Origin of the sequence: Deinococcus sp. (assembly GCF_025362455.1) — a bacterium.
Taxonomy (GTDB): domain Bacteria; phylum Deinococcota; class Deinococci; order Deinococcales; family Deinococcaceae; genus Deinococcus.
Genome location: NZ_JANYGJ010000177.1, coordinates 1 through 21606, shown reverse-complemented (window position 1 = coordinate 21606; position 21606 = coordinate 1). Strand labels below are relative to the sequence as shown.

Genomic DNA, 21606 nt, shown 5'->3' with positions numbered 1-21606 from the left:
GCCTTCAGGAAGATGAGCGCCGTCGCGAGGGCATACACGTAGCCCTTGATCTCGTCGAGCACCGGCCCGCCGTCACGGAGCGCACTAAAGAAGTCGCCGAGCTGCTTGATGCCGGGCGTGAGGGTGTTGTCGAGCAGGTCGGCCAGCGGTACGGCGAAACTGAGCACCAGCTCGCCCCCCGCGTCCTTCAGGGCGTTGCGCAACCGCTCCTGTGCGGGAACGACGCCCTGCTGCATGATGCGGGCGTATTCCTCGCTGTAGCCGGTGCTGTTGCGAATCTGCTCGCCGTAGGCTTTGTAATCGCCCGTCAGGCCCAGCACAGCGGCGGCGGCGCGGGTACCCATCGCGCTGGAGACCAGCTGCAGGGCGTCGCCGTTGCCGACGAGTTCCCCGGTGGCGCGGTCCACCTCGATGCCCATGCCCTTCAGGCGGCTGCTCAGTTCTTTGATCAGGTCGCCCGCCGGGCGGGCGTGGCCCAGCTCGTCACGTATCTTGACGCCCAGGGAGGCGAGCGCCCGCGTACCCTTGGGAGTCACGTCCGCAAGGGCGGTGAGGGCGGCCCGCAGGCCGTTGGCGCCAACATCGACTGCAGACATGCCCTTGTTGTCAAGTTCGACCAGCATGCCGAGCAGGTCGTACATCTCAACTTTTGCTTGCTTGCCCGTGGTGCCGACGATACCGAGGCCGACGGACAGGTCGTTGGCCGATCCAGCAGCAAGGTTGCCCGCTTTGGCGAGGAAGCTAGAGACCTGCGCGGCGTCGCCGACGCCCTTGTCGTACTGGCGCAGGTTTTTCAGAAGCTCGCCGGAGGCGTCGGTCAGGTTGGTCTGCTCGGCGGCAGCGAGTTGCGAGCTGGATTTCAGCAACGTCAGGGCGTCGGCGGCGCTCAGGCCCGCCTTGGAGATGTCGGCCGCAGCGCGGGTCAGGTCGCCGCGAGTGAACGCCTGACCAACCTGTCCAAGCGAGGCTTGCAGGTCTCTGATCTGCGCCGAGACGGCGGGCAGGTTGGTTTCGCCGTCGGCCTGAAGCACGTTCAGCCCGCGCTGGATCTTGCCGACCTCCTCTACGCCGCGTGTGCCGAGACTGATCAGGGTGCCGAGGACTGCCACCGCTGCCACACCGAGCACTCCGAAGGCCACACCTAGCGGCCCCAGCGCCTTCGCTGCTTCGAGCAAGCCGCCGCCGAGGGTAACAGCCTGAAACGCCATCGTCCCCAGCGAGCCGCCTGCTGCCAGGGCCAGTTCTGGAATCTGCCGCAGCGCAATCAGGAACGCGCCATTGATGCCCAGTGGGCTGACTTTGCCTTGCAGGGCGTTTTGCTGGCTGGCGATCTGACGCTGGATGTTGGCGACCTTCAGGGCGTCGGCGGCGCTGAGGTTGGCACGGCTGCTGATCTTGGCGAGCTGCCCTTCGACCCCGGCGAGTACACGCTGGTAGGAGACAGCCGCCTGGCCCTGGGCGCGGAAGCTCGACCCGGCGGCAGCGAACATCTGCTCGTAGTTGGTGCGGGCCTGGGCCAGCTCAATGCGGATGTTCTGGATGCCCTGGGTGTTGACGTTGCTGCGCCCGGCGCCGATGCCCTGGAGGCTGCGCTGGAGGTCCAAGGCCGCTTTACTGCCCGCCGTGAGCGTCGGCGCCAGAGCCCGCGCCCCGGTTTCGGCCTGTTGCAGCTCGCGCAGGTAGGTCCGCAGGCCAATGGCGCCCGTCTGGAAGCGGCTGTTGGCACTGGCGATGTCGCGGGCAATCTGCGCCACCGCGCCCTGCTGGCCGGTGCCGCCCAGCCGGGCCGTCTGGTCCGCCAGGCCCTTGAGGGCGCCCTGAGCCATGCCCGCTGAGCCGCGTAGACCGTCGAGGCGGCTCTGCTGCTGGGCCGTGAGCCCACCCAGGCTCCGCAGGGCAGTGATCTCCGCGTTCAGCGGGGTCAGGAGGCCGCGCACGGCCTGCTCGTACTGGGCGGTGCCGAGCGTGCCCGCCTTCAGGTCGGCGGCCAGGGCACGGAGCTGCGCGGCGTAAGCGTTGCCGCCCGCTCCAGGGCCGCCGCCACCGGCACCCGCGCCACCCCCGCCGTTGCTGCGGCCCAGCAGGCCCTTGAGGTTGGTCTCCAGCGCCCGCAGGTCAGTGATCTGCTTGCCGATGACGGTCGCGAGGGCCTTCAGCGCGTCGGCATCAATGCGAAGCAGGCCACCGACCGACACCCGCAGGTCTTGCAGGTCAGCCCTGATCTGGGCAATCTTGGCCCGCACAGGGGCCTCGTCAAGCGTGATCTTGACGTCTTTGCCACCCTGCATGCTCCGCAGCGCCCCGTCGAGGCTGGCCTGGGTGATCGGCTTGACCTTGACCTCGGCGTTGATGGTGCCGGTGAGACCTTTCAAGGCGTCGTTGAGCTGGGTCCGGGTCAGGCTCCTGATTTTCACGTCGGCGCTGATGGTTCCAGCGATGCCCTTGAGGGCCTCCTGAAGCTTGCTCTTCAGGCCACGCACGTCGAGTGTGGGCGTGATCTCCAGCTTGGTCGCCAGCGCCTCTTTCTGAAGCTGCTTGAGCGCCGCGATGGCCCTGGCAGGATTGGCGTTGACATCGAAACTGGCGCTACCGACTGAGGACATGGAGGCTCCTTGGGTGCAACAAAAAACCGCCCATCAAAGGGCGGCTTCAACTAAATTCGCGTGCAATCTCTATTTTTTGGGGCGCTTAAGGTAGAACGCGGTCGTCGCATATTCACCGTTCTACCAGGAGTGCCGCTTTGTATCCCTCGGCCACGTCCCGAATCCGGTCCAGGTCGTCTTCGAGTTCCACCGCCTGAATCACCCACGACGCGCCCCTGAGCTGCCCGGCTTCGAGGGCCTGGATCAGCACGGCGCACTGCGGCGCCGAGAGCGGCGGCGCAGGCAGCAGGCCCGGTACCTGCGCCATCGGCGGCGCAAACTCCAGCGGCGAGAAGACCCTGTTCGTGGCCAGCTTCTCGCCGCCCTTCTGTTTGCCGCCGAGCGCGTTGCCGATGAACGCCTGGAGCTGCATCAGCGGCCAGGCCCGGTGCAAGTGAATCTTTGGGATGCGCCCGAATAGCGCCGCCAGCACCAGGCTGCTTTCGTTCAGCGCCCTGTCCCAGTCGTAGGCCGGGTAGTGCTCGATCACCGCCAGCATGACGTCGGCGAAGTCGAGCGACCGAGCTACGCGTTGATCGGAATGTTCTCGCTGCCGCCGTCTTCGGCTTTTGGGGTCTGTGCCTCCTCAGGCTCAGGCTCTTTGCCGGACGTCAGGTAGGTCCGGACGGCGGTGAGTTGATCGAGGGTCACGCGCTCCAGGAGCCACGCACCGCTGATCTCCTCCCCCCCATCCTGACGCCGGGCATTCAGCAGCGCAGCGGTGGCCGCCGCCTCGGCCCGCACGACGGTGCTGCGCTCCTGAATGATCTGGCGGCCCTCGGTCTGCACCTGGGCCAGAGTCACGTTGACCTCATCGGTGCTGCGCATCAGGTTCTGTGCCCGCTCGGCCCGCTCCAGGGCGCTGTACTCCTCGGAGTAGGCCAGCAGGTCCTGGTAGCTCAGCGCCAGGCCCTCGAATACGCGGTCTTCGAGCTCCAGCTTGACTGGCGGCAGATCCCAGTGCTCGCCAGGTGCCGGGACCAGGCCGGGGCCACGGTGCCCGGTTCGCAGGTAGGCCATCAGCTCCGGTTCGTTGCTGGGGCCGAGGTAGCGCTGCACCCACGGCTCGTCGATGTCCGGGCGAGGCGTGTCCGGGCCGTGCCAGACCCGGTTACGGAGCAGCGACACCAGAAAGCCCACGGTGTTGGCGGTGATCTCCTGAAGCGGCAGACCCAGGGTGTTGACCACGGAGACTTCCTGATAGATCAGTTCCTCCTCGCCGTGCAGCCGAGCTGAAATGAACTTCTGATCGCCCAGGGGAAAGCGGAGTTGCTGAAAAGTTTTGGTAGCGGCAACGATTCTCATGTTTGCGACCTGGAGACCCGCGACTTCAGTCGTGGGAGGAATGGGCGCTGCCCCGCAGGGGCAACTATGGCTAAATCTACTTGACCAATTAAACTCATATGGTATACTCCTTTTTGTGAAGATCACGCTGAGCGCGAAACTGAAATTGCGGCATACCCCGGAGCAGAAAACTGCTTTGGATGCTGTAACGTTGGCGTACCGTGACGGCTTAAACTTCGCGTCTCAGACGGCATTTGATCTGGGAAAAACCACGTCTGTTCCCAAGCTCCATAAGGAAACCTACGGAGTTCTTCGGGTACGCTTCGGGTTGGGGGCGCAGCTTGCCTGCACTGCCGAACGCCAGGTGACCGCCGCGTACAAAACGCAGTGGACGAAGGCCAAGCAGAATCAGAAAGCCCGCGAGAGTGGCCGAACCAAGCGTCGCTACAAAGGACTTGACAACCCCATGAAGTTCGTTAGCCGCACGCTGGAATATCAGCATGGCCGCGACTACTCGTGGAAGAAGGACGGCAAGGTCAGTGTCGGCACGCTTGATGGGCGCTTGCAGCTTGAGTTTGACGGCTACCAGAAGCACCTCGACTACATCACTCAGGGTGCGGAGACGGGCGCGGCCAAGCTCTACTATCAAAAGTCGAAGAAGCAATACTTCCTGATCGTCGCCCTCAGCATTGAACTGCCTGATCCCGTTCCCGCTGACCACAAATCCGTGGTTGGGGTGGACGTGGGTCAGCGCTACCACTTCGTCGCCACCGATATGGATGGACAGAGCCTGTTCGAGAAGGGGGCGGCAGTCCGTCAGCAAAAAGACCAGTTCGCTCGTACAAAAAAATCCCTCCAGCGTAAAGGCACCCGCTCTGCAACAAGGCGACTCGTTGCCATTGGCAGCCGGGAAACACGGTTCGTCGCTGATCGTAACCATGTGTTGAGCAAGATGCTGTTGACCCGTTTCCCAGGTTCTATCTTTGGCCTGGAGGATTTGACTAATATCCGCGACCGTACTGAAGGACGAAGCAACCCGAACGCCAGTAAAAAAACGAAGCGGGCCAAGCGCCGCCGCTCTCAGTGGTCGTTCGCGGAGTTGCAATTCAATCTTGCCTACAAAGCCCCGTTGTTTGGGAGCCTCGCTGTCAAGGTTGATGCTCACTACACCAGTCAAGCGTGCCCCAAATGCGGCCATACCTCGAAAGGGAACAGGCCGGACGCAGGATTGATGTTTGATTGTGAAGTGTGTGGTCATAAGGGTCACGCGGATCGGGTTGCGAGTGTGAACATTGCTTTACGAACGCTGCTTGTCCGGCAAGACTGGATGAGTACGGGTGCCTTATCAATGCGCCCTGATGTGTCGGATGTTGAAGTCAAAGCCGCTCGCCTTTCGAGGTACGCGGAATTGCGATGGAATCCAGACACAAACCCGTGACTTCAGTCATGGGTAATTGATGTTCTGGGCTCCAGGGGCACTAGGAAAAGGTCGAGGCCGAAGCTCATAAAGTTGCCTGCGAGCGCGGCAGCGGGTAGGTCAGGCGTCCAGGCGTGGCCAGCTTCATCGAGCAGCACCACCGGCAGGGAGAACTCGTCAAACGTGAAGAGGAGGGCGTCGTCGATGACGCCCTCCTCCAGCGGGTACTCGCTGATGACGACCACGTTCGGCGAGCCGTTCCAGACGTCTCGCCAGACGTGGGCCATTACGGAACGGGGGTGAAGGCGCCCGCATCCGCCTGGGTGCCGCGCTCTGGAGCGCCCTGGACCTTGGGCGTGACGATCATCTTGATGATGCCCTTGGAGGGAATCATCAGCTTGACGTCAGCCGCGTTGAACAACCCGCGCCAGACCGGCTTGCCGACCGCCTTACCGACGGGGTAGATGCGGTAGTGGACTTTCTGGCCGTTTTCGTTCTTGCTGAAGGCGGCATTTTCCAGCAGCTTGAGCGACAGGTCGTCCTCAGCCCAGGTGGTGTCGCCGAAGGTCAGGATGCCGGTCTGACTGCCGTCCGGCACCTCGACGTCGCCCTCGGAGCAGAAGCTGTCGATGGTGATGCTGCCGTTGGTCAGGCCCACCTCGACCTGGTTGGTCAGGCAGAAATTGAGGAAATCGCCGACCGCAGGCTCGGTGCCGTTGGTGTACGGGGCGATCTCGATGCGGGCGTTCTTGCCAAAGCGGAAATTAGGGGCAGTAGGGGCCATGAGAATTCCTCCTGGGAATCAGTACTGAACGCTGAACAACACGAGTTCAGGCGTGGGCGGAAGGGCGGGGACCAGGCGTGGCTCGTCCTCGAATGGCCAGAGGGCCTGAGCGATGGCGTTGGTGGCGTCTTTCAAGATGTCGGGCAGGTCATCCCAGTTCGCCAGGCGCACCAGGTAGGCACGCGGCATGCCGACGAAGGTGAAGGCGTCGATGGAGACCTGTTTGGGATTCGGGTTGATCTGGACTTCCAATCCCTCGGCGGTGGTGCCTTCCGGCGGGTTGCCGACCCAGAGCGCGGGCGTGGTTTCGCCGCCGGGCAGGTGGTAGGTACCCAGCTCGATATTGGCAGCGGCGAGCGCGGCCTCGACCTTCTCCCGGACCTCGCCTGCGCTCACAGAAGGCCCGCATGGTGCAGGAACGCGGCTGGAAAATTGAAGCTCCGGGCCACGTACTCCGGCAGGTTGCGCCCCGGCTTGCCCGGCGCCCCCAGGAACACCTCCCCGGCGTGATCAGAGGTCCAGGTCAGCCGTACGGCGTTCCCGGCTTGCTCAGGCGGCATCAGGCTGTCACGGAGATCACCGCTGTCCACGAGGTTGCGCGGACTGCTGACCGTCTCTCCGTTGCGGCGACGGGTGGTGTGCGGCCAGTTCCACAGCGGATCGTCGAAGGCGCCGGTGCAGGCTTTGCCGAAATCGGTCGCCGCGCCGAGTAGGCCGCGCTCAGTCAAAGCGCCCAGACCTTGCATCCGCACTACCGTCATTGCGGCGCCTCGCGGAGCGCCTCCAGCCGCTTCTCCCCGAAATCGGGCTGCGCCAGCAGCGCTTCGTCGGGGGTTTGGCGCAGCGTGTCGGGCAGCAGCTCCGGCGACCTGGGGGCCAGGTGCACGAGCTGGTCGAGCTCGGCGCTGGCCCGCTCGGCGGCCTCAGTGAAGAGTGCCTCCTCAGCTTCGAAGGCCCCGTAGCGGCGCACGATATTGCGGTGGTAGCGCTGGAAGCCCTCCAGACTGGCAGCAATCGCGGCCCGGATGCGGTAGCCGTCCACGGCGTCCGGCGGCACCAGGTCCGGGTTGAGGGTCAGGTGGGCAGCGTCAATCTTGCCGGACGGATCGATCTTGATGAGGGCCGCTTCGCTTTGCGTGGCGTCTTCGTACACCACCACGCGCTTGAGGGCTTCGGGCAGGTTCTGGGTCATAGGGCTCTCCAGGTGGCGACGAAAGGGGCGCCGTGAATGAGGGGTTTGATGGGGTCGGCGTCAGGCCAGGCGAGCTTGAGCGTGAGCACACCCGGTTGACCTTGCAGCTCCAGTGGGCTACTGCTGCCCCAGTGCAGGCCGACCGGCCAGTCTCTGGGGTTGCCCGCTGTGCCCCAGCGCCCGAACAGCACCACCGTAGCCGTGTCCGCGCCCGCCGCGTCTCTCACCTGCGGATCGGTGGTGGCCTCCAGGCGCACAGAGAGTCCCAGGGGCCAGCCAGGCGAGGCCACCATATTTTTGCTGACTGGATCTTTGACCAGCGGGCCTGGCAGAGTGAAAACCAGTTCGTGGCTCGCAGAGCGCTCCGGGTGGACCAGCAGGCACACTGCAACGTGACTGTCCAGGAAGTCCGACTGCTGGGGGAAGTGCTCGACGAACAGCACACCGCCGTTGTCCCAGGGAGTGTGCGCGGCCAGTCCCGGCGCAGTGTCGCCTTGACGCACCTTGAGGACGCGCAGGTCGGCGGCGTCCGGGCGGTTGCGCAGACTCCGGGCCATCGTGCCCTCGATCTTGCTCGGATCTTGAACGCTGAAGCGGCAGGTCGCGCCGTCACTCCAGGTAGCGGTGTGCCGGAAGCGCAATTCGTTCAGGTCATCGTTGCCCTGGACCTTCGCCACCGCAGCCTGAACCTTGCCGGGCAGGCTCATGGGCCTTCCCGGTCTAGCACTGCGGGCACACCGCCCAGCCGTTCTCGATCAGGCGGCAGCACTTCACTGCCCAGCACGAAAGCTTGCGGCACGTTGCTGCGCCCCAGTGCGAAACCGGCCACAGGCGGCCCGAACTTCCGGCCTACCTGAGCCGCCTGAAGCACCTGGGCACGCAGGCTCGCACTCTTGGTGGCGTACTGAACAGGTAGAAACTCCAGCTCCAGCTCACCGTCGAGCTTGAGCCTCTTGATGGTCTCCTCGCCGTCAATCAGCCCGTCGAGCAGATCTGCCGCCGCCAGCCGCAGGTTACCGCCGTTGCGGGTGATTAGCGCGGTCAGCTCTGGCCCAACGTCCAGGTCGTCCTCGGCGTAGAGCCGCACCCACAATGCGAATGGCGCGGCACCCGCCAGTTGCCGCAGATCGGTGCGCTGCCCGGCGCTGATAGGTACTGCCGGGCCGGTCACGCCGGTCCGGCAGGCGCAAGCCAGGCCAGGATCTTGTCAGAGGTAGCCTGACCGATACCCTTGAGCTTCAGGAGATTGGCCGGATCAGCAGCCAGCAGCGCCAGGCCCTCGCGGGTCTTGACGCCGCTGGTGGCCAGCTCCTTGACGCCCGGTGCGTCGTCCGGCAACGCCTCGCCCGGCGCCCCCGCCGCGCTCAGCAGCAGGGTAAGCCAGTCGACCTGCACCTGAGCAGCGGTGGCCGCGCCCGTGGCGTCCGTGAGCTGGGCCTGCCCCGCTGCGCGGTCCGCTGCCGCCGTATCTACCTGGGCTTGAAAGTGGGCAAGCAGGCGGTAAGCCGCCTCGCCCAGCATCAGGCTCTCCAGTGGCACCAGGGACGGCTCCGGGTCGCTGCGGAACTGGACCAGCGCCGCCAGCTCACCGGGCGGAAGTTCCAGGGTGGCCCTGGCCTGCTCGTCCGGTTCCTGGGTGCCCAGGTAGGTGACACCTTCGGGCACGCCGTCCTGATCGATGAACAGGACGGTGGTGTCTGGGTGAAGGAGGACTGGATGGGCACCGTCCGGCACCGCTGGCCCACTCCCCCCAGCCGGAGCCAGCGCGATCTGACCGAGGCTCAGCATCTGGTGATAGCTGCGGCCTTTTTCGAAGGGTATGGGGTCGCCCGGCTGAAGCGAAGCCCCACCGAATCTCAGCGGCCTGGCCGCTACGTACTGTTTGTCGCTCACCTGACCCCCCTTACCGGTCGAGCAGGTTTTCACCGATTACGTCGCTGAAGTACATGCCCAGGTCGCTGGCCGTGATCTTCATCTCGTAGGCGGTGTGAATCTGAATCCAGTCGGCGGGTGCGCGGTCGTCGTAACCGCGCCGGATGATCGCCAGGGCCGCCGTGTTCTGCGCGTCGGTCTGAGCGCCTTTCATCTGATTGAACAGCCCGCGCCAGTTGAAGGTGTAGCCTGCGCTCGGCAGGTCCTTGCTCGGACGCGGCGCGGCGTAGACCAGCAGCATCGAGTTGGCGTCCACGAGGTACTTGAAGTCGTCGGCCAACCCTTCGGCGGCGGCGTTGTACACGCCACGGGCGACGACTACCTTGTCCACGTCAAAGAAGCTGGCCATCAGGGCTAAGTCGGCGATGCCCTGCTGGACGTACTTCACGCGGTCCACGAAATCGGGGCTGAACGTCAGGTACTGAAAGACGTTCTCGCCGACGATCAGCACGTTGGGCTTGCGCCCGGTCATCAGCCCCATGCGTGCGCCGCGTGAGCGCACGAACTGGGCGGGCATCGCCCCGGCCTGGTCGAACTGGAGGAATTCGGGCGTGTCCAGCGCCGCGTTGGGGTTGCTGGCCTTGCCGACATACTGGTAGGCCCAGACGCCCGGCTGGAAGTAACGCTCGCCCCACTCTTTGTCCATACTCAGTCGGGCGTTGAGCGTCAGGTAGTTCACGGCGCCTTCGAACGGCTGCAAGGGGTCCATCGCGTTGGCGATGTCGGCGGGGTCGATGACTTTTTCCAGGGCGCTGTTCTCGCACCAGAAGCTGTCGTTACCGATCTTGTAGCTGCCCTGCACCGGGCGATCACCGTAGGGCTTGCGGCGCATTTCGGGGCGCAGCAGGCTGCCGCGCTCCCAGACGCTGTAGCGTCCGCCCTGCATCGCCACCGGCAGGACCGGGAAAACGGTGGGGGTCAGGAAGTCCTGGTCGGCCTGGAAGTCGGCGATGGCGATGTTGGTCAGGTACGGATCGATGCGGCCACCGTTATAGGTGGCGGGCAACGGGCCGCTGGTGCCGTTGTACTGCGTGCTGCTGGGTCCAGTCATGGGGGACACGTCCTTTGAGGAGATGGCGAGGGAACAAAGGAAAGCCGCCTGATAGAACGCTCAGGCGGCTGGCAGGAACGAGGCTTCTTGAACAGAAGCGGCACCTATCGGGCCTGTTCGCTTCTTGAACAGAAGCGGCACCTATCGGGCCTGTTCGCTCGCCGCTCAGACTTGCCGGATACCCCGGTCCAGGTCGATGGGCACGATGCTACCCGCCGGACCCGCGTCGGCAAAGATACCGAAGTAGGCATCGCCGGCAGCGGCCTTGGTGGCGACACCGGGCGTCGCGCTGATCTTGGCGAGGTCGCCCGCCACGACGGCGACCAGCGTCTTGACCTTGCTGCGGCCCAGGGTGTGGTAGGTGGTGGTGGTGCCCACCTTGAAGCCGGGGTACTCGATGATCCCGGCCACCGATTCGGTGCTGTCGGCCACCGCGATGCCCGCAGGCGTGCGCTTGCAGGCGTACCACTGGCTGGCGGTGAGGTCGGCGGTGCTGGGGCCAGCGTCTTTCTGGATGGGCTTGACCGTGGACATGGGAACTCCTTGAGGGGGGGAGAGGGCGGTGAGGAGCGGGGGGCGGCCTTCAGTTCCGCAGGGCGGTCTGGTAGCGCTGGGCGAAGGCAGGGTCCGAGGCCATGACCTGCTGCTGCGCGGCCACCAGGGTCAGGCGAGTGTCGGCGGCCATCAGCGTCCTGGCGCGTACGCCCAGTTCGCTAACCACGTCGCCCGACGACGCCTGGTTGCTCCCGCGCTCTTCGAGCAGGCCAGAGGCAGCCTGGGCACCGCGTTCCAGCGCCCCCTCGTAGGCGCTGTATTCTTCCTCGCTCAGCTTGTCGTGGGCGACGCGCAGGGTGGCCGCGAACTCGGTGGGCTGGCCCAGCGCCTGGGCACGGGCCGTGAAGTGGCTGCTCAGACGGATGTCACGCTCGGCAGCGGCACTCTGCTCAGCGGTCTGGGCGCGGGTCTCCGTGGCCGTCAGCCGGGCGTTCATGCCCTCAATGGCGCTGCGGGCTTCGGGCGGCCAGGCGCTGGTATCGGGCGGCGCTGCCGCTGCGGGCTGCGCGGTGGCCGCCGGGGCGTTGAGGTGAGCTTGCAACGCGGTGCTCTCTTCGGCACTGAGCGCCGTACCGGCAGCGAGCTTGGCAGAGATGTCTTTCATGTTCATAGCTACTCCTCTTCCTTGCATCTTTATGGATTTTTTGGTGGACTTGGTGTCGCTTACTTCGAGATCTAACTCCGATTCGGCATACCACTTATGGATGCCCATATCCTCCATGCCATCAAAGACAATGCCGTAGATGTATACAGGCCCTTCGATAACCTTGACCACGCCGCTTGCGTGACCTTTCATGTGTGGGGTGCCTTTCACGGTAACGCGGACATCTTTCTGGTACTTGTTGTCACCTGCCAAAACAGGTTGGTTCTTGTCCAGAGCAGCGCCGATAACGACGCTTGGACGATTCAGAACGGCAGCAACTGCCGGAGCTGATAGAGCGGATTCTTCGGGCAGAACGTCGTCTGGCGACAGTTCCAGCTCGACTTCAATCTCGTCTTCCTCCTCCTCGTCAGGCTGATCGAGGTCTTCCGGTTCGGCACCGCCCAGCTCGGCGAGCAGGCCCTGCAAGCTGCCGAGCCGGTCAGCCAGACCCGCCCGAACGGCGTCCGGACCCACCCACACCTGACCGGTCGCCCAGTCCGTCCGAACGGTGGCTTCGGGCTTCTTGCGGCCTACCGCCACCGCCTTGACGAACTGGACATGCAAGGCGTCGACGCGGGCCTGGGTATCAGCCAGCGCGTCACCCGTCATCGGCTCGCTGATCTGGCCCAGGGCCTTGTGCGGCGCCGATCTGATGTAGGTTTCTTTGATGCCGAGCTGGGCGAGCATCCCGGAGTAGTCCGTGTGCGTGGTGATCACGCCGATGCTGCCGAGCATGGCGGTGGGTGTGCAGACGATCTCGGTGGCTTGACTGGCCAGCCAGTAGGCCCCGGAGCAGGTGGCGTCGGCAGCCAGGGCGATGGTGCGTTTCCTACCTGCTGCGTAGGCCACGGCGGCGGCAGCTTCCACCGTGCCGCCGACGGTTCCGCCTGGCGAATCGATAGCCAGGATGATGGCGCTCACGGCGGGGTTGTCGGCTGCCGAGCGCAGCAGCCTGGCGAGTACCTGGGGACTGCTGATGTCGAGCCAGGAGGCTAGCCAGCCGGGCGCCCGGTTGACGATGGTGCCGTTGAGGCTGATCACCGCCACGCTGCCGCCGCTGGGCGTCTGGGCCTGACTCATGCTGGCGTCGATCCGGAGGGCCTCCAGACTCGCGCCGCCTTCGCTCATCAGGGCATGTTGCAGCTCGCTCATGGCGCTGGGCAGGATGGCCCAGGCTTCACTGCTCAGGGCGCGTTTCAGATGCCGGGTGTTCATGGTCCCTCCTGGGATCGGGTGCTGGCCTGGGGTTTTTGGCCCGGCCCCGGCGGCGCCGTGTCTGCTGGCGGCTTCGCAGGGCTGGCTGCTGGAGAAGGCGTTGCCTCGGCCTTTTCTGGCAGGCCCAGCTTCTGGCGCAGTTCTTTTTCCAGGTTGGCGTCGGGTGTGATCCCGCCGCTCGTCAGCAGGGCACCCAGGGTGCTCAGCAGGCTCTTGAGGGTCGAGTCGCTCAGGCCACCGTGCTCCAGCGTGGGCCAGAGTTCGGGCGGCACACCGTTGAGGCGCATGAGCTGGGACACCGCGAAGCGGTTGAAGGTCGCGCTCACCCCGTCGAGCACGCCGCTGCCCGCCAGCTCAAAGAGGTCGGTCAGGTCGGTGCTCAACGCCAGGCTGCCCTTGCCGTCAATGCCCAGCATCAGGAAGCTGGCGAGGAGCGTGACCGCCACATCGCGTTTGTAGCGGGTGATGATCGGGTTGACGTCGACGGCGCTGCCCGGCGAGCCGAGCAGGTCGAACTTGTAGCCGGTGTTGAGCTGCACCGGCTTGTTGGTGCGGGCCACCGGGTCGTAGACCGTCTCGATATACGTCTCTGCCGGTGAGACGACGATGCCCGCCTCGTCACGGCGCAGCGCCTTGGCCTGCTCGACGATGAAATTCAGCAGCTTCTTCTGATCGTCGGTGGCGCTCTGCGAGAGCAGCTCCGGTGGCACCCGGATGTGCGGAATCCCCGTCAGGTTGCGCTCGACGCCGATGGCCTCGAATTCCTCCAGGCGCTTCTGATAGTAGTAGGGTCGCCGGGCGTTCTTGAGGAGCGAGCGCCCGGTGGGGTGATTTCCCGCCTCGGTGGTCCGGAAGTGCAGGGCGCGTTGGATGGGGATGAACACTTCTCCCCTGCTGGTGCTTTGCCACATGCCCTGAATGCCGCCGTCGCCGTCGAAGGCCCAGCGGCTGAGAGTGTTCTGGGGCCGCAGCGAGATCTTGCGCCAGCCGATTCGGTTGTCGTCGTAACGGCTGCGGTAGCGGGCGTCTGGCTGGTCCAGGCCACGCCGGTACTTGTAGACCACCTCGAAGTAGCTCCAGCCGTAGGGCAGCATCGTCAGGATCTCAGCGAGCAGACCAGGGAAGGTGTGAGACATGTCATTGACGTTCTGGTCGAGGAAGCCCGCCCAGAACCTGGCGCGGGCGTCGGTCCAACTCCCGCGAGGTCCGTCAGGCTGGGGCGCCGGGCGGGCGGCGAAGCTGACCCGGCGGAAAAAGCTCTCCAGGGCGAACAGCGCTCCGCCCACCACGGCGCTGTTGTCGCGAATCTCGCTGTACTGGTCGGTGGCGCTGCGCCCGAATTCGGGCAGTTCACGCTCCCACCAGGCTTCGGCGTTGCCGGTGGTGCCCAGGATGCCCAGGTCAATCTTCAATTTTGCTCACCTCCTCGTGCGCCAGGTGCTGGATTTGTTGAGCCCCAGCAGATCGAGTACCGGGCCAGCAGCAGGTGGGCCGAAGACCCGCTGCACCGGCGCCGTGAACAGCCGCTCCGGGGCCAGCGCCAGCACCGCGCCGTCGCCGTCGTCTGGGCTCTGGCCTTTGGTGCGCCCTTTGAACTTGATTTTCTGCTCAAGCTTTTTCAGGTCGCGCTCGCCCCTGGTCACGTAGCCGTACCTGCGCTCGGTCAGGTCGCGCTTGAGCAGCAGCCCCGGCGAATCGATCCGCACCGCGCTGAGCACCTCGTCGGCCAGGGCGTACATCTCGGTCACCAGATCGGCGTACTGCTCACGGTCGGAGGCCGAAGCTCCGAACGGCACCTCGTAGACGTGGTAGCCGTCTGGGAAGAGGGCCTGAAGATCCTCGTCCTTTTTCAGCCCGTCCACGATGCCGCCGCCGTAGGCCATATCCACCCGGATGCTGGCCTCCGTCGCCCCAGCCAGGTGCAGGCGGCGCAGCGCGGTGCGAGCCGCCTGGAGATAGCGGTCCGTGCGGGTGATCTCGTCGGCGTCCTGGGCGCCCTGGATCGCGTCCTCGAAGCGCAGCACCCGCCCGAACAGGCTGTAGAGCGTCCCCGCGTCGTCGCCGAAGCGGGCGCAGTCGATGCCGAGCTGCACCCGGCGCACCGTGTCCATTTCCACAGCCCGAATCAGGCAGGCGTCAAAGCGGCCCGCGCTGATGAAGGTGTCGCCGCCGCCACCGCTGGGCGGGATGCCCAGTGCGCCGTAGAGAAACCCCCGTTTGGGGGCGAAGATCGTGCCAGCCGGATGATGACCGCCGCCGCTTTTAGGCACGTCCCAGGGGAGCTGGAAAGTGTGGCGGGCCTCGTCGTGTTCCGCCGCCACCTCGCAGCCGAAGGAACGCTGGTCCTCGATCCATTCGTTAAAGACGCTGCGCTTGGTGCCGCCGGGCACCTCGCTCGTGCCTTCCCAGACGTTCGGGAAGCCGAGGAGGCTGAGCCTGAACACCGCAGCCAGCGGGTTAAGCTTCATCTCCTGGAAGGTGCTGCTGGCCGTCTTGGGGTTGGCCACCATCAGCCACAGCCGGACGGTGTTGCCGGTGAGCTGGCGTTTGACCGCATCGTACATGAACGCGGGCACGCCCTCGCCCTCGTCGAAGACCCAGCAATGAAAGTCGTTGTGCTGGCCCTGGGCGCGTTCGGTGCCGCTGCCCCCCGCGTCGCTGGTGGTAAAGCCCATCGCAAAGTGATTGGCCGCCTGCTCGGCACGCATGTCGCGCGGCAGCAGGCCGGGCATCACGTCGCGCCGCCGGCTCCGGGCGTTCTGAACGTGGGTCCGGACGTCCTTCCAGAGGGCGTCACGGACCTGTTGCACGCTGTTAGCGGTGCTCTGAACGACTGAGGGCGCGAAGCAGCGGTAAAACCAGGCCATCGTCGTCGCCTCAAGTCCGTAGGTGTTGTGTTCGTAAAACTGCGTCAGGAACGTGTGGTGTTCGGGTACAGAGATGGCAACCGTCCTCTCTTCGGGCAGCTCGCGAATCGAGACAATTCGCTCCCAGCGAGTTCCAGGATGGGCATTCTTCTGGTTCCACGGCAGCCGATCTTTACGTCTTGCCCCGGTAGTAGCCCGGTGTTCGGCCAATGGTTGAGCAAGTGAGACGACGCGGCCAAGTGCTTCCTCTTTACCGTAAATACCTACTTGCTCCGCAAACTTTAATTGCTCCCCGGCATTCCATATACCTAGAACCCAAGCATTAACTTTTGGCTTCTTCGCGACGTAAGCGTGGATGCCCAGTTTTTGCAGCAAATACGCAACGTCTTCGACAAGTTCCTGTGATGCTGAGCAAAAGCCGATTTCACGCCCTGGCTGCCGCTTCCCATTCTTGCCGGGGTTGGCCGTGCCGACGCTAGCCCAGCCGTCCGTGGCGAAAAGTCGGGACAGAAAAAGACAGAGCTGAGTGCGCGAAAACAGATAAACCGAAGCGGGAATGCGCTTGTCGCGGGAATGTTTTCCCATCAACCCATGTCGTCGTAATAAGTTGATGATTGGGTTGTTCCCCCTGGTGGTCGCTGCCCCTTGCGGTCCGGTGATCCGGTGATCGTAGGTGCTGCGCTGGGTGATGGTGCATCCGATTGCTGCTGCACATGCCCTGAATTCCTCCAGTTGCGCCCCCGCTTGCTGCGAAAACACGACGCCTTCCCCCGTGTAGCCACCATCTCCAATCAGATAGGCCAGGAGCTTGATGTGATTGTCAGGCATGTCACTACGGCCAAACGCTGGCAACTCCTCAGCGACAGCCAGAAGGTCGCCCACGGCGAGCTGAGCGGTGGGCCGAAATCCAGGGTTCTCTATGCGCGGGCGTTTGCCAGCTTGGAACGTGGCGCTGCCCGCCCAGAGCGGGTGCTCGCCATTCCGGGTAAGACGCTTACCAGTTTTGGTAACAATCTCGTAGACAGCTTCCACCGCGTTCCATTCTGCAAAGGCATCTACTTCACTCGGCTTACCGTCAACCAAAGTGAGTAGCTTGAACCGTTTACCCACTAGTTCAAAAGCGGGGATTTTTGCGCCGCTGGACAGCGTTATCATGTCATATTCTACCACGCATTTCCCCAGCCCGTGGCCCGCTTCGACGACGAAAATGTACGGCACGTCCTCCTCCCCGGCCAGTTGCCGGGTCACGCTGTCCTGAATCGCTTCGAGGACTTCGAGCTGCCCTGGAAAGCCGTTCACGCCGCGCCAGGGCGTCATGCCGAGCACCCGCTCACAGAAGCCGATCAGATCATGCTGGTACTTGTTCCAGCGCTCCTGCTCGCCCTGCGTCCCCTTGGGACCGCTCAGCTTGCCCTGCTGACGCAGCCGCTTGCGGGCGATGGCCTGCATGACGACCTGGCGATTGACCCAGCTCGGAAACTTAGACGTCATCGTCGTCGTCCTCTGGCGGCAGCATCCCGGCGATCTGCCAGAGTTCCGCCTCGCTCATCCTGTCGAGGTCATCCGGGTTCCTGATACGCCCAAGCCGCACGTTAACCTCTTCCATGCCCAAAGCCTTGCGCTCGATGTCGGTGCCGACCTTCAGCAGTCGGACCACATCCACCGGCTCCAGCGTCTCCGGTTGCTGATGCGCCAGCCCCCGCACGCCCAGGGTGATCAGCGCCTTGCCGACCTTGGCGTGACGGCTCCGAACCTCAGTTTTCAGGTCGAGATCGATCTCCCGCGTCCTGGCTACAACCTGAACACGGAAATCCTGGCGCAGCCCGGTCCAGTCCTCGCGTCCTGCGCGGTTTTTGATCGTGCCGTAAGCGGGCGCGTCAGTTTTGTGGCTCAGGGCCTCGAAGGTCACGTCGTCTTCGCCCCGGATAAACTCGCGGCGCAGGGCGCTCCAGTCGTAGGTCGGGGGCCGTCCACGGGGATTCGTTCCGCGCTTCGCGCGACTGCCGCCGTTCGCCTTTGTTATGGGTTTGGTATCAGCCACGCTACACCTCCTTTGCTACGCTGGGGTACGAAGAGATTCTGACCGGGTCCGAATGACGTCTGGCAAAGCCAGAACTCGCTCTGGCAGGAGTGAGTGCAGCGGCGGACAGGTCAGTCCCAGGTCGTAGAGGTAATGGGGCGTCCTGTCATCGATCCAGTGGGTCGGGGGCGTGAACTGCGGTTGTGCCTGGCGCTCATAGGCGTGCTCGAGCAGCCGACGGCGATCTCGGCGGGCCTTAGACCTTGATTTCGACATGGGCACCGCCTGGGTGGACGTGAGTTGTGAGGGCACGCCAGGAGATATGCGGGCCAGTCAGGGGTAGATGTTGGAGAGAACGCCGCGATTCGAACGCGGCCAGGCACCCGGCGCGCTATGCATTCCACCGCTCGCGCCTTGGCCCTCCACCAGGATTCCCATTCGCAGCTCACGCCCTCACCGTCGCCCTTGCCCCGGCTGCTGCGGGTTTAGGGTCTACCCTGCTGAAACAGGGCGATTACAGCGTCGTGCGTGCCAACGACTCAGGGCCGCACTCCCTGCCGACTCGCAGGTGGGAGCGACCGTCTCTGCGGTCTGTCACGCCAGCTCATGGCGTTCTGCGCCTGCGAGGGTGGCCGCAGGAGGCTGGTGCCGGGGTCGGCAGTAAGAAGCCGCGCAGGTCGGGCCTGGGCGGTGGGGTTGGGCGCGGGCCACACTTGTGCCGCGTCCGTCTATTCAGTTGTCCAGTGGGTCAGGTCGGTGGCGGAGGAGGGTTCAGTTCTTCATCGCAACCTCCCGTTCTGGGGCGGAGTCTTTCTTTAAGCTGGCGCTGCCATTCCAGCATGGAGAGCCCCCGCGTCTGTGCGGGGCAGGTTCTCAGTGAGCTACCGGGCTGGGGTTTTCGGTTCTGGCGCCCATTCGCCCGGCAGATGGTTGCCTCGCCGAAGGTTGCAACTGGGGCAAGCGATGACAAGATTAGTCGCATCGTCGGTACCGCCGCGCGAAAGGGGCATGTGGTGGTCAACGTGGTAGATGCTGCCGACTTCTTCCTTACACCAGAAGCAGCGGCCCTGTTGCTCGGCGTAGATGCGGTAGACATCCTCAGCGGTGTGCGCCCCTGAAACGTTCAGCTTCCGAGCCCGCTTCCGACGCCAGTAAACCCGCAACTTCTCAGGATCGGCGACCTTGATATTCCGAATATAGGCAACGCCCACTTCAGGATGGGCGGCGTGGTAGGCGCGCTGCCGGGCTTTAAGCCGGTCATTGTGCCGCGAATAGTACCGAGCTTTGGCTGCCTTCACGCTTTCGGGCTGCTCTGCCCGGAGTCGGCGCATACGCTCGCGCGACCTCGCCTGACCCGCTTCCACCTGCTCAGGCGTCGGGGGCTTATTGGTTGCCCGCTTGCACGTCTTGCAATATGGCGACCAACCATCTCGCTGTGCTGCGTTCTTGTGAAAACCGGCGGCTGGGTTCTCGAAAGTGATACGGCATTTGGGACACCGCTTGGCAGTGCTACGCTCTTGCATAGTTCAGACCTCCTAAGTCTGGACTCACGCTCAGGGGTGTTGACGCACCGCCTGAGCTTGATGCTGTTATTTTATCACGTTACGTTCGGGTTCCTGGGATGTGGGAGCAGCCGCTCAGGCGGGACCTGCTCAGTCTTCTGATTCAGAATTTTCAAGAGGTCTCCAGTCATTCAGTTTCGGCTGAGCAGGGTCGCGGATGAACGCGTCTCTGATTTCATCCCAGTCCATACTCTCCCCTTCCCACCCTGATCACCCTCGGCAAGTCCCGGTGCGCGTGGTACACGATCCAGGGCTCACGGTGCAGGCCCAGGTCGGCCAGGTAGTGCGGCGTATCGTCGGTGATCCAACGGGCGGGCGCCAGGTAGGCGGCGCTGCACTGGGCCACCTTGAGCAGCGTTCGGCGTTCGCGGCGGGCCTTAGCTACTGTGGGCATGGGCACCGCCTGTTTGGATGGATTGCCGCGAATCGAACGCGGCCAGCGGATAGGGCGCCGGTCTGGGAAGAGGGTTGCGCCGTGCCGCTGCCACCGGGAGTCCAAAAAAAAAATGCCGCCCGTGGGGGCGGCGTGGGGTCGGGACAGTAGTTGTGTATACACAATATGACTGTTCAATCTGGGTTTTGCAAGGGGTGGGCGATTTTTGTTGTTCTCACGATGGAGTCCAGACACAAGCCCCCGCCTTCAGGCGTGGGGTCATGACGGTGTTCGTTTCTGGGGCGCGGCGTCGGCTGACACGCAAAACAGTTCCCAAATCCATCCAGCACGCAAAAAACCCGACAAGAATCTTGATCGGGTTTTGTGTGTGGCGGCTTTGGTTCGGGCAAAAATCTCAATCGCCCCCAAACGCCCGCAGCATCTCCCCGGCGTGCGGGGCCAGCAGTCGCTCGAACAGGGCCACCATGTCGCCGCTCAGGCCGTCGCGCGTCACCAGGCGCTGCCGGGCGCAGTGGTAGCGAAACAGCGGCTCGGTGGTCGTCTGTGGTGGCCAGGCCCGCAGCGCCTGGAGTTGCAGCCGGTCCATCAGGGCGTCCGGCAGAACATGTAGGCGCAACCGGAGCGGAGCGGTGGTGATCGGGCGGGCAGAGGCGACGCTGTACATCACCGGCTCGACGCGCACCAGAAATACATCAGTGCCGACCTGAACGCGGGGGGCCTCGTGAGGCGGCTGAGTAGAGTCGGCAGCACCCGGCGCCCGGAGAGGCAGTTCGCGTGAGTCGGCAAGCACCGAAAGAGCTAGACGGTTGGCGACATGCCTCCAATACTGACGCTGAGCAGCCGGGCCGGTGGCGGCGATCAGCCGGAGGTGCGGTGGCGTGTATGTGGGCAAGCGGGCCTCCAGGGCGGGCAGGGGGCGAGGGTTGCGCCTGATCGGCTCGCAGGCCCGCCGGGGTCAGCGCATAAGGACCGGCATGGGTCCAGCATAGCAAACGTGGCAGACGGCGCGGTCATGATAGATGTTCACGCCGCCGCCTTGCCATGTGCGACCAGCAGGTACAGTGCGTCGGCTCTGTCGATGATGCGGTCCCTGCCGGTCCTCTCGTTGGTGGTGCGATACCAGCCGGATATGGGGTTGGAACGGTAGAGGACGGCGAGCTGGTCCAGCTCGGAGGCGAGCATGGAGCGGAGCATGTTGCGAGCGGCGGCGGAGGGTTTGGTAGGCTGCATGTCTCTCTCCTGTACGGGTGGGGGATTGGGAGAGGCGGACTCGGTTTGGCGACTGGGGTCCGCTTCTCTCTGTTGGTTACTCTAGCACAACTGTTATGCAATTGTCAAGCAATGGGATGGAGATGCGTGCCAGTGCGGGTTTATTTGGCTGGGGTCAGGTGTAGGGCAAAAAACACTTCGAACTGGTCAGACACCGCGTAGTAGGCGCTGTCCAGTTCGTTCAACAGCTCATAGCCCTCATCGGAGATGCTGCGCCCGGCTGGGTCGTAGTCGTCGTTGCTGACGATAACTCTGTCTGCCTGATGAATCAGGTGCCTTACCACCGGCATCATCTCCTCGCCCGGAAGGCCCTCGACGACTGCGAGCAGGAAACGCATATCGTCCTGGTGGTATCCGTTCGAGAACCACTGCGAGAACCCGCCGTTGAGAACCTGGCCGTGCAGGTTGAGGACTGCCACCACGCCGCGCTGCTCCGGGGTAAGAGCTTCGAGCGATTCCCGGTAGGGCAGATTGTCGGGGTTGGCCGTGAAAGACTCGTGGTAGGTATTGAAGTCGGTGATGATCTGACGTTCGGTGCTGGTTTTGGTAGGCTGCATGGTGATCTCCTGTACGGGTGGGGGATTGGGAGAGGCGGACTCGGTTTGGCGACTGGGGTCCGCTTCTCTCTGTTGGTAGGTTAGCACAACTGTTATGCAATTGTCAAGCAATGGGATGGAGATGCGTGCCAGTGCGGGTTTATCGAGTACCCTGGCTGGCCACTTGACAATTGTATAACAACTGTGTAATACTGGTTTTCAGAGCGAGGGACACCACACTCC

At 64.1% G+C, this 21606-nt stretch carries 23 protein-coding genes; 1 reads left to right on the top strand and 22 read right to left on the bottom strand.

Annotated features, from left to right (window positions below; all coding sequences use genetic code 11):
* The 3 genes from Q0R23_RS13280 to Q0R23_RS13270 all read right to left on the bottom strand — a co-directional run.
* A partial coding sequence (locus Q0R23_RS13280; RefSeq protein ID WP_293913741.1) for a phage tail tape measure protein occupies window positions 1-2603 on the bottom strand: 2603 nt, incomplete at its 3' end.
* Window positions 2604-2715: 112 nt separating this feature from the next.
* Window positions 2716-3141, bottom strand: a complete 426-nt coding sequence (locus Q0R23_RS13275; RefSeq protein ID WP_293913740.1) for a hypothetical protein — start codon at window positions 3139-3141, stop codon at window positions 2716-2718.
* A 26-nt stretch (window positions 3142-3167) separates the two neighbouring features.
* Window positions 3168-3947, bottom strand: a complete 780-nt coding sequence (locus Q0R23_RS13270; protein WP_293913739.1) for a hypothetical protein — start codon at window positions 3945-3947, stop codon at window positions 3168-3170.
* A gap of 115 nt (window positions 3948-4062) precedes the next feature.
* Here Q0R23_RS13270 and Q0R23_RS13265 point away from each other — a divergent pair, with 115 nt between their 5' ends.
* Complete coding sequence (locus tag Q0R23_RS13265) at window positions 4063-5364, top strand: transposase (protein ID WP_293913738.1); 1302 nt, start codon at window positions 4063-4065, stop codon at window positions 5362-5364.
* Between the two features lie 2 nt (window positions 5365-5366).
* On the opposite strand, the gene Q0R23_RS13260 is transcribed toward Q0R23_RS13265, so the two are convergent.
* The 19 genes from Q0R23_RS13260 to Q0R23_RS13170 form a co-directional block, all read right to left on the bottom strand.
* Window positions 5367-5630: a hypothetical protein gene (locus tag Q0R23_RS13260; protein WP_293913737.1), complete on the bottom strand. Its 264-nt coding sequence runs from the start codon at window positions 5628-5630 to the stop codon at window positions 5367-5369.
* On the bottom strand, window positions 5630-6127 hold the full coding sequence (locus Q0R23_RS13255; RefSeq protein ID WP_293913736.1) for a hypothetical protein: 498 nt from the start codon (window positions 6125-6127) through the stop codon (window positions 5630-5632). Before Q0R23_RS13255 ends, Q0R23_RS13260 begins: the two co-directional genes overlap by 1 nt.
* Before the next feature lie 18 nt (window positions 6128-6145).
* Window positions 6146-6523, bottom strand: coding sequence for a hypothetical protein (locus Q0R23_RS13250; protein ID WP_293913735.1), 378 nt, complete (start codon window positions 6521-6523; stop codon window positions 6146-6148).
* The gene (locus Q0R23_RS13245; protein WP_293913734.1) at window positions 6520-6888 is read right to left on the bottom strand and encodes a hypothetical protein; all 369 of its coding nucleotides are present in this window, start codon (window positions 6886-6888) and stop codon (window positions 6520-6522) included. Before Q0R23_RS13245 ends, Q0R23_RS13250 begins: the two co-directional genes overlap by 4 nt.
* Window positions 6885-7319 (bottom strand): hypothetical protein, encoded by a 435-nt coding sequence (locus Q0R23_RS13240; RefSeq protein WP_293913733.1) that lies wholly within the window; start codon window positions 7317-7319, stop codon window positions 6885-6887. The genes Q0R23_RS13245 and Q0R23_RS13240 overlap by 4 nt, the downstream gene beginning before the upstream one ends.
* Window positions 7316-8026, bottom strand: coding sequence for a hypothetical protein (locus Q0R23_RS13235; protein WP_293913732.1), 711 nt, complete (start codon window positions 8024-8026; stop codon window positions 7316-7318). Before Q0R23_RS13235 ends, Q0R23_RS13240 begins: the two co-directional genes overlap by 4 nt.
* Entirely contained in the window at window positions 8023-8490 is a 468-nt protein-coding gene (locus Q0R23_RS13230; protein WP_293913731.1) for a hypothetical protein, read from the bottom strand. Before Q0R23_RS13230 ends, Q0R23_RS13235 begins: the two co-directional genes overlap by 4 nt.
* Window positions 8487-9212, bottom strand: a complete 726-nt coding sequence (locus Q0R23_RS13225) for a hypothetical protein (protein ID WP_293913730.1) — start codon at window positions 9210-9212, stop codon at window positions 8487-8489. The genes Q0R23_RS13230 and Q0R23_RS13225 overlap by 4 nt, the downstream gene beginning before the upstream one ends.
* Window positions 9213-9222: 10 nt before the next feature.
* A complete protein-coding gene (locus tag Q0R23_RS13220; protein WP_293913729.1) occupies window positions 9223-10302 on the bottom strand; it encodes a hypothetical protein in 1080 nt (359 codons plus the stop codon).
* A 165-nt stretch (window positions 10303-10467) separates the two neighbouring features.
* Entirely contained in the window at window positions 10468-10836 is a 369-nt protein-coding gene (locus Q0R23_RS13215; RefSeq protein WP_293913728.1) for a hypothetical protein, read from the bottom strand.
* 49 nt (window positions 10837-10885) lie between these two features.
* Window positions 10886-12715 (bottom strand): S49 family peptidase, encoded by a 1830-nt coding sequence (locus Q0R23_RS13210; protein WP_293913727.1) that lies wholly within the window; start codon window positions 12713-12715, stop codon window positions 10886-10888.
* Window positions 12712-14127 (bottom strand): hypothetical protein, encoded by a 1416-nt coding sequence (locus tag Q0R23_RS13205; protein WP_293913726.1) that lies wholly within the window; start codon window positions 14125-14127, stop codon window positions 12712-12714. The genes Q0R23_RS13210 and Q0R23_RS13205 overlap by 4 nt, the downstream gene beginning before the upstream one ends.
* A 6-nt stretch (window positions 14128-14133) precedes the next feature.
* Window positions 14134-17073 (bottom strand): LAGLIDADG family homing endonuclease, encoded by a 2940-nt coding sequence (locus Q0R23_RS13200; protein ID WP_293913725.1) that lies wholly within the window; start codon window positions 17071-17073, stop codon window positions 14134-14136.
* Complete coding sequence (locus tag Q0R23_RS13195; RefSeq protein ID WP_293913724.1) at window positions 17063-17623, bottom strand: hypothetical protein; 561 nt, start codon at window positions 17621-17623, stop codon at window positions 17063-17065. Before Q0R23_RS13195 ends, Q0R23_RS13200 begins: the two co-directional genes overlap by 11 nt.
* 860 nt (window positions 17624-18483) lie before the next feature.
* Window positions 18484-18900, bottom strand: a complete 417-nt coding sequence (locus Q0R23_RS13190; RefSeq protein WP_293913723.1) for an HNH endonuclease — start codon at window positions 18898-18900, stop codon at window positions 18484-18486.
* A gap of 439 nt (window positions 18901-19339) precedes the next feature.
* Window positions 19340-19558 carry a hypothetical protein gene (locus tag Q0R23_RS13185; RefSeq protein WP_293913722.1) on the bottom strand — a complete coding sequence of 73 codons (219 nt, stop codon included), beginning with the start codon at window positions 19556-19558 and terminating at the stop codon, window positions 19340-19342.
* A 394-nt stretch (window positions 19559-19952) separates the two neighbouring features.
* Complete coding sequence (locus tag Q0R23_RS13180; protein ID WP_293913721.1) at window positions 19953-20450, bottom strand: hypothetical protein; 498 nt, start codon at window positions 20448-20450, stop codon at window positions 19953-19955.
* Window positions 20451-20581: 131 nt separating this feature from the next.
* Window positions 20582-20788: a hypothetical protein gene (locus Q0R23_RS13175; RefSeq protein ID WP_293913720.1), complete on the bottom strand. Its 207-nt coding sequence runs from the start codon at window positions 20786-20788 to the stop codon at window positions 20582-20584.
* Window positions 20789-20928: 140 nt separating this feature from the next.
* Window positions 20929-21384 carry a DUF4375 domain-containing protein gene (locus tag Q0R23_RS13170; protein WP_293913719.1) on the bottom strand — a complete coding sequence of 152 codons (456 nt, stop codon included), beginning with the start codon at window positions 21382-21384 and terminating at the stop codon, window positions 20929-20931.
* Between the last annotated feature and the right edge of the window lie 222 nt (window positions 21385-21606).